General features: G+C 63.1%; 13 protein-coding genes. 4 read left to right on the forward strand and 9 right to left on the reverse strand.

The annotated features are described in order from the left end of the window. Positions 1–139 precede the first annotated feature (139 nt). From J2X56_RS07745 to fnr, 4 genes are all read left to right on the forward strand, one after another. Positions 140–1,207 carry a 1-aminocyclopropane-1-carboxylate deaminase gene (locus J2X56_RS07745; protein WP_039784832.1) on the forward strand — a complete coding sequence of 356 codons (1,068 nt, stop codon included), beginning with the start codon at positions 140–142 and terminating at the stop codon, positions 1,205–1,207. A gap of 231 nt (positions 1,208–1,438) precedes the next feature. After that, positions 1,439–2,065, forward strand: a complete 627-nt coding sequence (locus tag J2X56_RS07750) for an OmpW family outer membrane protein (protein WP_310159298.1) — start codon at positions 1,439–1,441, stop codon at positions 2,063–2,065. A gap of 252 nt (positions 2,066–2,317) precedes the next feature. Then, entirely contained in the window at positions 2,318–3,388 is a 1,071-nt protein-coding gene (locus J2X56_RS07755) for a fatty acid desaturase (protein WP_375166013.1), read from the forward strand. A 362-nt stretch (positions 3,389–3,750) separates the two neighbouring features. After that, on the forward strand, positions 3,751–4,602 hold the full coding sequence (gene fnr, locus J2X56_RS07760; protein ID WP_039784830.1) for a fumarate/nitrate reduction transcriptional regulator Fnr: 852 nt from the start codon (positions 3,751–3,753) through the stop codon (positions 4,600–4,602). Positions 4,603–4,693: 91 nt separating this feature from the next. On the opposite strand, the gene J2X56_RS07765 is transcribed toward fnr, so the two are convergent. The 9 genes from J2X56_RS07765 to J2X56_RS07805 form a co-directional block, all read right to left on the reverse strand. Beyond that, positions 4,694–4,951, reverse strand: coding sequence for a hypothetical protein (locus J2X56_RS07765; RefSeq protein WP_121042204.1), 258 nt, complete (start codon positions 4,949–4,951; stop codon positions 4,694–4,696). A gap of 75 nt (positions 4,952–5,026) precedes the next feature. Next, on the reverse strand, positions 5,027–5,572 hold the full coding sequence (locus J2X56_RS07770; RefSeq protein ID WP_310159300.1) for a FixH family protein: 546 nt from the start codon (positions 5,570–5,572) through the stop codon (positions 5,027–5,029). 53 nt (positions 5,573–5,625) lie between these two features. Next, positions 5,626–7,122 carry a cytochrome c oxidase accessory protein CcoG gene (gene ccoG, locus J2X56_RS07775; protein ID WP_209567005.1) on the reverse strand — a complete coding sequence of 499 codons (1,497 nt, stop codon included), beginning with the start codon at positions 7,120–7,122 and terminating at the stop codon, positions 5,626–5,628. A 142-nt stretch (positions 7,123–7,264) separates the two neighbouring features. After that, on the reverse strand, positions 7,265–8,197 hold the full coding sequence (gene ccoP / locus J2X56_RS07780; RefSeq protein ID WP_121042210.1) for a cytochrome-c oxidase, cbb3-type subunit III: 933 nt from the start codon (positions 8,195–8,197) through the stop codon (positions 7,265–7,267). Then, entirely contained in the window at positions 8,190–8,375 is a 186-nt protein-coding gene (locus J2X56_RS07785) for a cbb3-type cytochrome oxidase subunit 3 (RefSeq protein WP_409025207.1), read from the reverse strand. The genes ccoP and J2X56_RS07785 overlap by 8 nt, the downstream gene beginning before the upstream one ends. A gap of 13 nt (positions 8,376–8,388) precedes the next feature. After that, positions 8,389–9,003 carry a cytochrome-c oxidase, cbb3-type subunit II gene (gene ccoO, locus J2X56_RS07790; RefSeq protein ID WP_039784824.1) on the reverse strand — a complete coding sequence of 205 codons (615 nt, stop codon included), beginning with the start codon at positions 9,001–9,003 and terminating at the stop codon, positions 8,389–8,391. Positions 9,004–9,015: 12 nt separating this feature from the next. Continuing rightward, positions 9,016–10,443, reverse strand: coding sequence for a cytochrome-c oxidase, cbb3-type subunit I (gene ccoN / locus J2X56_RS07795; protein WP_134136143.1), 1,428 nt, complete (start codon positions 10,441–10,443; stop codon positions 9,016–9,018). A gap of 152 nt (positions 10,444–10,595) precedes the next feature. Continuing rightward, complete coding sequence (gene ccoS / locus J2X56_RS07800; RefSeq protein ID WP_039784822.1) at positions 10,596–10,769, reverse strand: cbb3-type cytochrome oxidase assembly protein CcoS; 174 nt, start codon at positions 10,767–10,769, stop codon at positions 10,596–10,598. Beyond that, entirely contained in the window at positions 10,769–13,285 is a 2,517-nt protein-coding gene (locus J2X56_RS07805; protein ID WP_134136144.1) for a heavy metal translocating P-type ATPase, read from the reverse strand. The genes ccoS and J2X56_RS07805 overlap by 1 nt, the downstream gene beginning before the upstream one ends. Position 13,286 lies beyond the last annotated feature (1 nt).

Genomic DNA, 13,286 nt, shown 5'->3' on the forward strand with positions numbered 1-13,286 from the left:
TCGCTTTTTCATCACGAATCATGCCATAAATTCGGAAGCACCATTTTAATCCTCCGGCGTAAAGTTGATCCCGGCGATTCACCATGAATCGAACCAGATTCGGACCCCTTTCGACCATCCAACTGAACCGGAGCACTCCATGCTGGCACTCGACAAACTCTTCCCTCGCAAGACCCTGGGCTTCTTCCCCTCCCCCATCCACAAGCTGGAACGCTTGTCCGCCATGCTGGGCGTGGAAGTGTGGGCCAAGCGCGATGACGTCTCCTCGGGCCTGGCCTTCGGCGGCAACAAGATCCGCAAGCTGGAATGGCTGGTGGCCGATGCCCTGGCCAAGGGCTGCGACACCCTGGTCTCGATCGGCAACATCCAGTCCAACCACACGCGCCAGGTCTGCGCGGCCGCTGCCGCCGTGGGCATGAAGTCCTATACCGTGCAGGAAACCTGGCTGGAATGGGATGATCCGGTCTACGACAAGGTCGGCAACATCCTGCTGACCCGCATCATGGGCGGCAACCCGATCATGGGCGGCTATGGCTACTCCACCACCGAGAAGGACACCTGGGCCCGTGCCCTGGAAGAAGTGCGCGCCAAGGGCGGCAAGCCCTATGCGATTCCGGCCGGCGCATCGGACCACCCGCTGGGCGGCCTGGGCTATGCCAACTTCGCCGACGAAGTGGCGATGCAGGAACAGCAGCTGGGCATCTTCTTCGACAACATCGTGGTGGCGACCTGTACCGGTTCCACCCAGGCCGGCATGGTGGTCGGTTTCGCCGCCCAGGAGAAGCGCCGCCGCGTGATCGGCATCGACACCGCCGACGATGAAGCCATGACCCGCCGCGCCGTCACCAAGATCGCCAACGACACCAGCGAACTGATCGCCGCCAAGGGTGGCCAGCGCGTGGTGGTGCGCGATGCCGACATCGAGATCATCCCCGACTACAGTGGCCCGGCCTACGGCCTGCCGAGCGAGCAGACCATCGCCGCCATCCGCACCGCCGCCGAAATGGAAGCCATGCTGACCGATCCGGTGTATGAAGGAAAATCCATCGATGGCTTGATCGACATGGCCAAGAAGGGCCATTTCAAGGGCCAGCGCGTGCTGTATGCCCACCTTGGCGGTGCCCCGGCACTGAACGCTTATTACAAGGCCTTCGAAGATCCGGAAAACCTGACCAAACTGGCCCGCGAAGCGCGTTACAAGGAGTAAGCGGAATCCCCGCGCACAGGCGGATATCCTGATAGCGATACGGATATCCGCCACGCTGCACACCAAGCCCCAGCCTGTTCATGCAGGCGGGGCTTGTGTCGTTTTTGCGTGGCAAGTTCCCGCCGGCGAGGGCATTTTTGCCCGATGTATCCACGCGCTTGATCGGCATCAAAGCCTGCAGAAAGCTTCACGCGTACCTTTCGGACATCCTCACTCGACAGGTAAAACACCGTGAAAAAAATCGTCACCATCACCGCCGCCGTTGCCGCCCTGGCTTCCTCCTTCGCCGCTGCTCCCGTGTTCGCGCAAGAAGCGCAAAGCCCGTGGCTGGTGCGCGTGCGTGCCGTTGATCTGAGCCCGGAAAACAAGTCCGACCCGGTCGGCGGCACCGGCGCCTCGGACCGCATCACCTTCAACGAGAAGGTGATTCCGGAACTCGACATCAGCTACTTCTTCACCCCGAACATCGCCGCCGAACTGGTGCTGACCTATCCGCAAAAGCAGGACGTGCGCCTGGACGGCAACAAGATCGGTACCTTCAAGCACCTGCCGCCAACCCTGCTGCTGCAATACCACTTCATGCCTGAAGCAGTCTTCAGCCCCTACGTCGGTGCCGGTATCAACTACACCCGCATCTCCGGCGTGGATCTGGCCAACGGCCTGCAACTGGACAGCAACAGCGTCGGCGGTGCCCTGCAGATCGGTGCCGACTACAAGATCAACAAGAACTGGCTGATCAACTTCGATATCAAGAAGGTGCAGATCTCCAGCGACGTCAAGACCGCTTCCGGCACCAAGATTTCCAGCGTCAAGATCGACCCGTGGCTGATCGGCGTTGGCGTGGGCTACCGTTTCTAAGGTATTCTTGCCGCACCCAAACGGCGCGATCCGTCATCGATGATGACCGGTCGCGTTGTTTTTTGGGATCCGCGCTAACGTCCCCGCCACCGGTTTTCCGGCCGCCATTTCTTGCAATGCCATCCCCCTTGCAGCGTTAGCTGGAGCAGTCTCTGCGGCATGCTCCGCCCGTCCACCGTTTGATAGTAGGAAGAGGTAATTACGATGTCGACGACTTCGCACCCCAATACCCCGGTCGCGCCCGGCGCACCGATGCCCCATCGCAAGATCATCCGCTCCTGGGTGATCCCCATCAGCCAGCGCAGCACGGCCATCGCCCTGGCACTGTCGGTGCTGGATTTCTGCCTGTTCGGTGCCAGCCTGGCGGCCATCGTCTGGGCCCCGTGGCTGCTGGCCAAGATCGCGCTGGGCGTGGTCAATGGCTTCATCATCGGCCGCCTGTTCATCCTCGGCCACGATGCCTGCCACCAGGCTTTCACACCCAGCCGCAAGCTCAATACCTGGCTGGGCCGCCTGTTGTTCATGCCCTCGCTCACGCCCTATAGCCTGTGGGCAGTCGGTCACAATGTGGTGCACCACGGCTACACCAACCTGAAGGGTTTTGATTTCGTCTGGCAGCCGCGCTCGCTGGAAGAATTCCGCGCCCTGCCGCGCTGGCGTCAGCGCCTGGAGCGCATCTACCGCAGCGGCTTCGGTCCCGGCCTGTACTACATGATCGACATGTGGTGGAAGCGCATGTACTTCCCCTCGAAGAAGCAGATGCCGACCCGCCGTGCTGAATTCATGTGGGATGGCGTACTGGTGACCGCCGTCGCCGTCGTCTGGATCACCGGCCTGGCCTGGGCCGCGCAGGCGACTGAACAATCCTTCTGGATCTTGCTGGTGACCGGCTTTGCGATTCCGCTGCTGTTCTGGAAGGCCATGATCGGCTTCGTGGTGTATGTGCACCATACGCATACCTCGGTGGCCTGGTATGAAGACAAGATCACCTGGGCCGCTGCGCAGCCCTTCGTTTCCACCACCGTGCACCTGACCTTTGGCCGCTACTGGGGATCGCTGCTGCATCACATCATGGAACACACCGCGCACCACGTGGACATGAGCGTGCCGCTGTATCGCCTGAAGCAGGCGCAGAAGAAACTGGAAACCATGCTGCCCGGCCGTATCGTGATCCAGCGCTTCTCCTGGCGCTGGTACTTCGACACGGCGCGCCGCTGCAAGCTGTATGACTTCAAGCGCCTGTGCTGGACCGACTATCGTGGCCGCCCGACCAGTACTCCGCTGCCATTGCCGGACATGAGCAAACCTACGGCAGAAGTTTGAACGGGAGCCAAGGCAGCCCCATTCAGGAAGCCACGAAAGTTCTGAAGTTTCAATAACAAGACGGTCGCATGGAAGGGCATTCGCGGGTCCCCGGTAACCCCGCGATACCGCCCACTTTCCCCCATCAAGGCCGCTTCTCTTCCACGCACTGTCAGCCGTCGTCATTTTCCGTCAGCTCTGATGTTTTTAGGTGAAATCCGCCATCACACGGTAAGCCTGCCCGCCCTTTCGGGCGCTTACTTGGACCAAGTTTGATCTGGGACAAGAAATGCCGTCTGATTCGGGAATACTGTGCTGCCTATCACGTTCCGCGCACTTAAAATCGAGTCATTCGATTGCCACAAGTCCGCCGGGAACATTGTATGAACCAGCCTTGCCACTCCACTTCGCTCGCCGCTGCCAACAACGCCGCCGCGCCCCTGACCCAATGCTCGCCGCTGACCGCCGCGCGCGAAGCCGCCGCCAGCTCTGCGCTGCGCAGCTGCACCGCCTGCGGCATGCACCAGCTGTGCCTGCCCATGGGCCTGGATGAATCCGACATGAAACGCCTGGACAAGATCATCGGCCGCCGCAAGGTCGCCCGCGATGACTTCCTGTACCGCATCGGCGACCGCTTCACCGCGCTCTACGCCGTGCGTGTGGGCCATTTCAAGACCTATCAGGAAAACCTCGACGGCGACCGCCAGATCACCGGTTTCCAGATGCCTGGCGAACTGCTGGGCATGGATGCCATCAGCACCGAGCAGCATCAATGCGATGCAGTGGCCCTGCAGGACAGCGAAGTCTGCGAAATCCCGTTTGCGCGCCTGGAACAGCTGTTCGGCCAGATTCCCCATCTGCTGCGCCACTTCCACCGCATGATGAGCCACGAGATCACCAGCGAACAGAACGTCATCATGCTGCTGGGGAACATGCGTGCGGAGCAGCGCTTTGCTGCCTTCCTGGTGAATTTGTCTTCACGTTATGCCGCACGCGGCTATTCCTCGACGCGCTTCCAGCTGCGCATGACGCGTCAGGACGTCGGCAACTATCTGGGCCTGACCATCGAAAGCATCAGCCGCCTGATTTCCAAGTTCCGCAAGCAGGGCCTGCTGGCGGTGGAACAACGCGATGTGGAAGTGGTGGACCTGGCCGCGCTCAAGCGCCTGGCTGCCGGCGTCGATGCCTGCACACCGGCACCGGCGGCAGCAGCTACCGCACGAGCAGCCAGCTAAGGCTAAGGGCTGACAGGCTTGAAACCGGTAGCAGCACCGGCTTCGAGCCAACCCCAGACTGTTCAAAGTTGATTGAAGCGCTCCAAGGCGTTCAGCCCTGGACGTAATGACGCAAGCGCTCTCTCGGCAGGGCGCGTGTCAGCCTCACGGCCAGCAGGCCGCAGACGGCGAAACTTCCCCAGAAACAGAAGAACCCTACGGTGTAGGCGCCCAGCGCTTCCCATTCATGGCCGGACGCCATGGCCAGTTCCTCGGGATTGAACAGGGAAAAGAACACGCCCTCGGCCGCGATGGCCATCAGGAAAGCCACCCAGACCACGATGGCGAGATTGCGTTGCTGTTTGCGCATGGCTGTCTCCTTGACGCATGAAGTTTCATCCGAAGATGGCCGGTCTTGAAGCCGGCTTCACTCCAGCTTAGCGCATTATTCGGCCGGTGCGTAGGCCTCCGCATTCATTTCGATGCTGCGCTGTTGCGGCCACAACCAGGTACCGTGCAGGCGCCAGCGATGGCTGCCGTCCTCGGCCACCAGGCGCCAGCGTGCCTGCTCCATCTCTGCCAGCGGTACCGAGAAGCTGCCATCGGCGGCCGGACGCACCAGCAGCGTGCGGTCCTTGGCCGGCTGGGCCGGGTGCACCAGGTTCAGCACCAGGGTCTGGCCCTCTTCGCCGACGGCAGGCACCTGGCGCAGCTGCAGGCGGCCGCGCAGCACGGCAGCGGCCGGGTCATAGGCGATGCCGATGGCCGCGCCCAGCCTTTGCGCCTCATGATCGCGGCGCAGGTCCTTGTTGATGGCCTTGCCCTGCTTGTAGTAATCGTCGGCCACCAGGGCATCGGCCCGCGAGATGGCCAGCCAGGCGGTAAAGATCCCCGCTACCACCACTACGGCCGGGCCGGACATCAGCAGCCAGGGCCAGCGGTGGCGGTACCAGGGAGCGGTGTTGCCAAGCTTGGGGGAGATGGTGGTCATGGTTTCCTCTCGATATGAAGTTTGGTTCACGTGTGTTGCAACGCTTGCCGCACTCAGCGGCGCGGCACCAGGAACACGGCCTTCTCGCTGACATGCAGCGCCGGCTGGTCCTCTGCCTGCAATTCGATATGAATCTTGTTGGAGCCGGACTCACCCGCTCCATGCGGCGCCCTCACCCGCACCGGCACCATCAGGGTCTGGGTGGCGGCCAGTTCGATGGGGCCGGCCGGATCGACGGTCAGTCCTTCGATGCCGCTCGCACTGATGCGATAGCGATGGCCGCGCTCATCGGTGTTGATGACTTGCAAGCGGTAGACGTTTTCGATGATGCCGTCCTCCACCTCACGGCCCATGGAACCGCGATCACGGATCACATCGAGCTTCAGCGGCGTGCGCACCACCAGCGAGCCCAGGAACAGCGCGATCACCGCACCCAGGATGGCGGTGTAGATCAGGATGCGCGGACGGAACAGGCGGCGGCGGATTTCCGGCGTCGAGAAGCCCTGCTCGATGGCGTTCTCGGTGGAATAGCGGATCAGGCCGCGCGGACGGTCGATCTTGTCCATCACGCTGTCACAGGCGTCCACGCAGGCCGCGCAGCCGATGCACATGTATTGCAGGCCCTGGCGGATATCGATGCCGGTCGGGCAGACCTGGACGCACATGGTGCAGTCGATGCAATCGCCCGCCTTGCGTCCCTCCTGCAGCTTGGCTGCCTTGGCCGCAGGCATGCGCGGCTCGCCACGGGCGTTGTCATAGGTGATGACCAGGGAGTCGCGGTCGAACATGGCGCTCTGGAAACGGGCATAGGGGCACATGTACTTGCAGACCTGCTCGCGCATCCAGCCGGCATTGCCGTAGGTGGCGAAGGCGTAGAAGGCGATCCAGAAGCTCTCCCACGGGCCCAGTGCGAACTGGCCGATTTCCGGCAACAACTCGCGCATCGGCGAGAAGTAGCCGACGAAGCTGATGCCGGTCCACAGGGCCACGCTACCCCAGGCCAGGTGCTTGGCGGACTTGCGCCAGAGCTTGTCGAACGACCAGGGCTGGCGGTCCAGGCGCATGCGGGCACTGCGGTTGCCTTCGATGCGGCGTTCGATCCACAGGAAGATCTCGGTGTAGACCGTCTGCGGACAGGCGTAGCCGCACCAGACGCGGCCGGCGATGGCCGTGAAGAGAAACAGGCTGAAGGCGCAGATGATCAGCAGCGCGGCCAGCCAGATGAAGTCTTGCGGCCACAGTACCAGGCCGAACAGGTAAAACTTGCGTGATGCCAGGTCGAACAGCACGGCCTGGCGCTCGTTCCAGTTGATCCACGGCAGGCCGTAGAACACCAGCTGCGTCAGGAATACGCACAGCCAGCGCAGGCTGGCAAAACGTCCCTGGATCTCGCGCGGGTAGATCTGTTCACGCGCGGCATACATGCGGATGACGGCGTATTCATCCTTGCCGTTCTTGCCTTCCTTCTTTGGCGCCTCCTGCTGCGTTCCTGCCTCGGGTGGCGGGTCCCCTTCCTTGCTCTGCCTGGGTGTCATTGCGGCCTTGTTCATGGTCTTGCCTGCTCTGCTTTCGCTCTCTGTCATGCGCCCCTTGGCCGGGCGCGCGGCCGATATGGCCATCACGAAGAACGCCGGGGCCGCGCAGCTCTGTGTCTGCGTCGGCCCCGGCGCGGGTTCAACTGCTCATCGGGGCCTACTTGGCCTCTGCATTGCTGGGCTTGTTGGACAAGCTCCAGACATAGGCCGCCAGTACGTGCACCTTGGGTTCACCGAGGAATTCGCCAAACGCCGGCATGGTGTTGTCGCGGCCCTTGTTGATGGTCTCCTTGATGGTGTCGATGCTGCCGCCATAGAGCCAGATCTTGTCCGACAGGTTGGGCGCGCCCAGTGCCTGGTTGCCCACACCGCCAGGGCCGTGGCAAGCCATGCAGGCGGCAAACTTGGACTTGCCCAGTTCGGCCTTGATCGGATCATGGGCCGAATTGGACAGGCTCAGCACATAGTTGGCGACGTTGTCGACATCCTTGTCGGTACCCACCGCCGCAGCCATGGGCGGCATGACGCCGTGACGGCCCTTGAGGATGGTTTCCTTGATGATCTCGGGCGTGCCGCCATGCAGCCAGTCGTTGTCGGTCAGGTTGGGGAAGCCCTTGTTGCCGCGCGCGTCCGAACCGTGGCACTGCGCGCAGTAGGTCAGGAACAGGCGCTCGCCAATGGCATGGGCTTGCGGATCGGCGGCCACCACCTTCAGGTCCTTCTTGAGGTAGCTGTCGAAGAGCGGTCCGTACTTGGCTTCGGCCTGCTTGACGTCGGCATCATGCTCGCCGGTCGAACGCCAGCCCAGGGTACCGGGCAGGTTGCCCAGGCCCGGATAGGCGATCAGGTAGCCCACCGAGAAGATGATGGTGAGGTAGAACAGCCACATCCACCAGCGCGGCAGCGGGTTGTTCAGTTCGGTCAGGTCGTCGTCCCAGACGTGGCCGGTGGTCGAACCGGCAACCGGCTGGTCGCCCTTCTTGACCTTCCAACTCGACTGCTGCCACAGCAGCAGCGCGCAACCGGCGATGCCCAGCACGGTCAGGACGATGATCCAGATGTTCCAGAAACCACTGGTGAAATCAGCCATGGCGCACCTCCTTGTCGCTGCTGTCGGCGGCGGGCTGGCCGATGTCGCCATCGGCAAAGGGGATCATCTCGGCTTGCTTGAAATCAGCGGGCTTGTGGCCGACATAGGTCCACCACAGGATGCCGGCAAAGGTGATGAAGCTGATCAGCGTGATCAGGCTGCGTGGGTCGGTCAACATTTCAATCATGGTCTTATCTCTCCGCCTTGATCAGGATGCCCAGGCCTTGCAGGTAGGCGATCAGCGCATCCTGTTCAGTCTTGCCGGCCAGTTCGGCCGGGGCATTCTTGATGTCTTCTTCGGTGTACGGGTCGCCGATGCGCTTCAATGCCTTCATGCGCGAGACGATGTCGTAGTTGTCCAGCTTGGCCTGCTCCAGCCACGGGTAGGCCGGCATGTTGGACTCCGGTACCACGTCACGCGGGTTGTGCAGGTGGGCGCGATGCCATTCATCGCTGTAGCGGGCACCGACGCGGGCCAGGTCCGGGCCGGTGCGCTTGGAACCCCACTGGAAGGGGTGGTCATAGACCGACTCGCCGGCCACCGAGTAGTGGCCATAACGCTCGGTCTCGGCGCGCAGCGGACGGATCATCTGCGAGTGGCAGTTGTAGCAGCCCTCGCGGATGTACACGTCGCGGCCAGCCAGGCGCAGGGCCGAATAAGGCTTGAGGCCGGCGATCGGTTCGGTGGTCGATTTCTGGAAGAACAGCGGCACGATCTCGGCCAGGCCACCCACACTGACCACCAGCAGCACCAGGCCAATGAGCAGCCAGGGGTTCTTCTCAATCCATTCATGCGAAAACTTCATACTTTCCCCCAATCAGTGCGCAGCGTTGGTCACGGCAGGAATCGGTGCGACAGCCAGTTCGGTGCCGCGCATGGTGCGCCAGGTGTTGTAGGCCATCACCAGCATGCCGGACAGGTACATCAGGCCGCCCATCAGACGAATGATGTAATACGGGTAGGTTGCCTTGACCCCTTCGACGAAGCTGTAGGTCAGGGTGCCGTCGGCGTTGACCGCACGCCACATCAGGCCTTGCATGACGCCGGCGATCCACATGGCGGCGATGTAGAGCACGATGCCGATGGTGGCGACCCAGAAGTGGATCTCGATCAGGTCCTTGCTCCACATCTCGGTCTTTCCGGACAGGCGCGGGATCAGGTAATACATCGCCCCCATGGTGACGAAGCCGACCCAGCCCAGGGCACCGGAGTGCACGTGGCCGATGGTCCAGTCGGTGTAGTGGGACAAGGCGTTGACGGTCTTGATGGCCATCATCGGACCTTCGAAGGTGGACATGCCGTAGAAGGACAGCGACACCACCAGGAACTTCAGGATGGGATCGGTACGCAGCTGGTGCCAGGCGCCCGACAGCGTCATCATGCCGTTGATCATGCCGCCCCAGGACGGTGCCAGCAGGATCAGCGAGAACACCATGCCCAGCGACTGGGTCCAGTCAGGCAATGCGGTGTAGTGCAGATGGTGCGGACCGGCCCACATGTAGGTGAAGATCAGAGCCCAGAAGTGCACGATCGACAGGCGGTAGGAATAGACCGGACGGTTGACCTGCTTGGGGATGAAGTAATACATCATGCCCAGGAAGCCGGCGGTCAGGAAGAAGCCCACCGCGTTGTGACCGTACCACCACTGGATCATGGCATCCTGTGCGCCGCTGTACATCGAGTACGACTTGGTCAGCGTGGCCGGCATGGTCATGCCGTTGACGATGTGCAGGATGGCCACGGCGATGATGAAGGCACCGTAGAACCAGTTGGCCACGTAGATGTGCTTGACCTTGCGCTTGACGAGGGTGCCGAAGAACACCACGGCGTAGGCCACCCAGACGACGGCGATCAGGATGGTGATGGGCCATTCCAGCTCGGCGTATTCCTTGCCGCGGGTCAGCCCCAGTGGCAGCGTGATGGCCGCACCGACGATGACCAGCTGCCAGCCCCAGAAGGTGAAGGCCGCCAGGAAGTCGGAGAACAGCCGCACCTGGCAGGTGCGCTGCACGACGTAATACGAGGTTGCCATCAGCGCACAGCCGCCGAAGGCAAAGATCACTGCGTTGGTATGCAAGGGACGTAGCCGGCCGAAGCTCAGCCAGGGAATCCCCATGTTCAATTCGGGCCATGCCAGCTGGGCGGCGATGATCACGCCGACCAGCATACCGACTACGCCCCACAGGATGGTCGCCACGGTGAATTGGCGCACAACCGTGTAGTTGTAGCTATTTTCTTTGCTCACGAAACTCTCCCCACTTTGTTGAGTACTGTTCAATGCGAGCTTACGGGGCAAGCCTCCGGGGGGCATTGACGTGTATCAAGTGGAAAGAGAGCCAAAGAAAAATGCAGGCAATTGCGGCGTTATTTGCACGAACGGGCAGGCGTGAGAGCAGCTCAGGCGGGATCGTGCCGGTCCTGCTGCGGGGGAATGTCGTCGTCGTGGAGGATGCGCATGGCCGGTCCTTCGAGATCATCGAACTGACCGCTGTCGGAGGCGCGGAAGAACACCCAGATCGCCAGGAAGACCAGCAAGGTACTGAGTGGAATGAGGAGATAGAGCGCTTCCATCAGGCCCCTCCCGCCAGCGCTGGCTGGACCGCTGGAACACCTGCCGGCACCTGCCGTGCCGCGCGCGTGGCACGGCTCAGGCGCAGCGCATTGCCGACCACCAGCAGCGAACTGGCCGACATGCCCACCGCCGACATCCACGGATCAAGCAGCCCGAAGGCCGCTGCCGGAATGGCGAGGAAGTTGTAGACGCTGGCCCACACCAGGTTCTGACGCACGATGCGCATGGTCCGGCGGGCCATCTGCGCACATTGCGCGACGGCCGACAGGCGATCACTCATGATGACGGCATCCGCACTGACCTGGGCCAGAGCCGCACCTTTGCCCATCGCGAAGGAGACATCGCCTGCGCGCAGCATGGCGGCGTCATTGATACCATCGCCGACGATGGCCAGCACCGCCCCGCCCTGCTGCAATTGGCGCACCACCTCCAGCTTGCGTTGCGGCGTGCAGCCGGCGATCACTTCGTCGATACCGACGACCGCTGCTACCTCGGCGCAGACCTCGGGCTGGTCACCGCTCAGGAGGATCACCCGCAAACCCTGCGCACGGAACGCAGCCACGGTATCCACGGCATCCGCACGCAATGCATCGGCCAGGTCGAAGCGCGCCAGCCAACCTTGGCTGTTGCCCAGGTAGACCGAACCGGCCGCTGCCGCAGCGGGCTGGTTCAGTTCGGCAGGCACGGATTGTCCTGCGATCTCGGCCACGAAGCGGCGCGCGCCCAGGCGATGCGGCACGCCATCGATGACACAATGCATGCCCGCGCCCGTGACGGAGCCGAGCTCGGCGACGTCGCAAGCTGCACTGCCGCGACGGTCGGCCTCCTCCACCAGCGCCTTGGCCAGCGGATGCAGACTGCCGCGCTCCATGGCGGCGGCGACCGACAGGGCCTGCGCCTGGGGAATGCAGCTCCACAACGCCGTCATCTGCGGCCGGCCTTGCGTGAGCGTGCCGGTCTTGTCGAAAAGGATGGTATCGGCACGCTGCAAGGATTCCAGCACGTTGCCGCGCACGACCAGCGTGCCTTCCCGCAGCAGGCGGTCGGTGGCGGCAGCCAGGGCCGATGGCGTCGCCAGCGACAGCGCGCAAGGGCAGGACACCACCAGCACCGCAATCGCGGTAGCCCAGGCGCGCGCCGGATCGATCAGATGCCAGGCAATGAAAGTGATCGCCGCCAGCAGCAGCAAGGCCACCACGAAGCGCGAGGCCACGATGTCGGCCCACTGCGCCAGTGCCGGCTTGCCCTGTCCGGCCTGCTCCGCCAGACGGGTAATGGCCGCGAGCGTACTCTCGCGCGTGGTGCGCACCACGCGCAGCAGCACCGGCTGGCTCAGGTTGACCGCGCCGCCGGGCGCTTCCTGACCGGGCTGGAAAGCTTGCGGACGGCTTTCGCCTGACAGCAGCGCCAGGTCCAGTTCAGCCACGCCTTCGAGCAGACAGGCGTCGGCGGCGATGGTGTCACCGGGGCGAGCCAAGATCACGTCACCGGCCTGCAATTGGCTGGCGGCCACCAGCGTCGTCTCACGTTGCAGCGGATACCCGCGCAGTACCAGCGCCGACGCCGGGAAAGCCTGTTGCATGCGCTCCAGCGCGGCCGCCGATTTGCGACGCGCGGCAGTCTCAAGGTAGCGGCTGGCCAGCAGCAGGAAAATGAACATGCTCACGCTGTCGAACCAGATCTCACCCTCGCCGCGCCAGGTGGCAATGGCGCTGCCGGTGAAGGCCGCAGCAATGCCGATCGCCACCGGCAGGTCCATGCCCGGCGCACGCGCCCGCAGCCCCGCCCAGGCACCGGTAAAGAACGGCAAGGCCGAATAGAACACCGCCGGAATGGTCAGGAACAGACTGGCCCAGCGCATCAGCGCCATCATGTCGGGATCGATGCCTTCATGCGTCATGTAGACCGGGATGGCATACATCATCACCTGCATCATCGACAGCCCGGCGATGAACAACTGGCGGAACAGGCGGCGGCCGGCGCGGCGCGCCTGCTCGCCCTGGCGCAGCGGATCGAAGGGATAGGCCGTATAACCCAGGCCGTGCAGGCCGCGCAGGATGGTGGAAGTAGAACAGCGCGCAGGATCGCGGCGGATATGCAGGCGCGCACTGGCCACGTTGAGTTCGGCCATGTCGATGCCGGGCATCCGGGCCAGGTATTTCTCGATCAGCCAGACGCAGGCGGCACAGCGCAAGCCATCGATGGAAAGCACCAGTTCCTGCGCGTGGTCCCCTGCGTCAGAAACTTCACTATCGGCTGTCTGCACGGGCAGATCCACCAGGGCCAGCTCTGGCGGCAGCAACTGTTCTGGATCGATGCGGGCAGAGGGAACGGTCCGCCGCAGGTAGAAATCTTCACATCCGCTCTCGACGATGAGCCGGGCCACGCTCTGGCAGCCCACGCAGCACAGGGTCCGGTTGAGCCCACCAATGTCCAGCGTCCAGGACTCCCCCGCCGGCACCGTCTGGCCGCAATGGAAACACAGGTTCGCCGCATCACTCCCGTCGTTGTGCATG

This window comes from Herbaspirillum sp. 1173 (genome assembly GCF_031455335.1).
Lineage (GTDB): Bacteria > Pseudomonadota > Gammaproteobacteria > Burkholderiales > Burkholderiaceae_D > Herbaspirillum > Herbaspirillum huttiense.

What these genes read in the sequence shown, in the direction of transcription:
- J2X56_RS07785 (WP_409025207.1), bottom strand. Translation starts at nt 8,375, where the DNA reads ATGTTGACCGACCCACGCAGCCTGATCACGCTGATCAGCTTCATCACC.
- J2X56_RS07745 (WP_039784832.1), top strand. Translation starts at nt 140, where the DNA reads ATGCTGGCACTCGACAAACTCTTCCCTCGCAAGACCCTGGGCTTCTTC.
- J2X56_RS07770 (WP_310159300.1), bottom strand. Translation starts at nt 5,572, where the DNA reads ATGACCACCATCTCCCCCAAGCTTGGCAACACCGCTCCCTGGTACCGC.
- fnr (WP_039784830.1), top strand. Translation starts at nt 3,751, where the DNA reads ATGAACCAGCCTTGCCACTCCACTTCGCTCGCCGCTGCCAACAACGCC.
- ccoO (WP_039784824.1), bottom strand. Translation starts at nt 9,003, where the DNA reads ATGAAGTTTTCGCATGAATGGATTGAGAAGAACCCCTGGCTGCTCATT.
- ccoG (WP_209567005.1), bottom strand. Translation starts at nt 7,122, where the DNA reads ATGAACAAGGCCGCAATGACACCCAGGCAGAGCAAGGAAGGGGACCCG.
- ccoP (WP_121042210.1), bottom strand. Translation starts at nt 8,197, where the DNA reads ATGGCTGATTTCACCAGTGGTTTCTGGAACATCTGGATCATCGTCCTG.
- J2X56_RS07755 (WP_375166013.1), top strand. Translation starts at nt 2,318, where the DNA reads ATGCCCCATCGCAAGATCATCCGCTCCTGGGTGATCCCCATCAGCCAG.
- ccoS (WP_039784822.1), bottom strand. Translation starts at nt 10,769, where the DNA reads ATGGAAGCGCTCTATCTCCTCATTCCACTCAGTACCTTGCTGGTCTTC.
- J2X56_RS07765 (WP_121042204.1), bottom strand. Translation starts at nt 4,951, where the DNA reads ATGCGCAAACAGCAACGCAATCTCGCCATCGTGGTCTGGGTGGCTTTC.
- J2X56_RS07805 (WP_134136144.1), bottom strand. Translation starts at nt 13,285, where the DNA reads ATGCACAACGACGGGAGTGATGCGGCGAACCTGTGTTTCCATTGCGGC.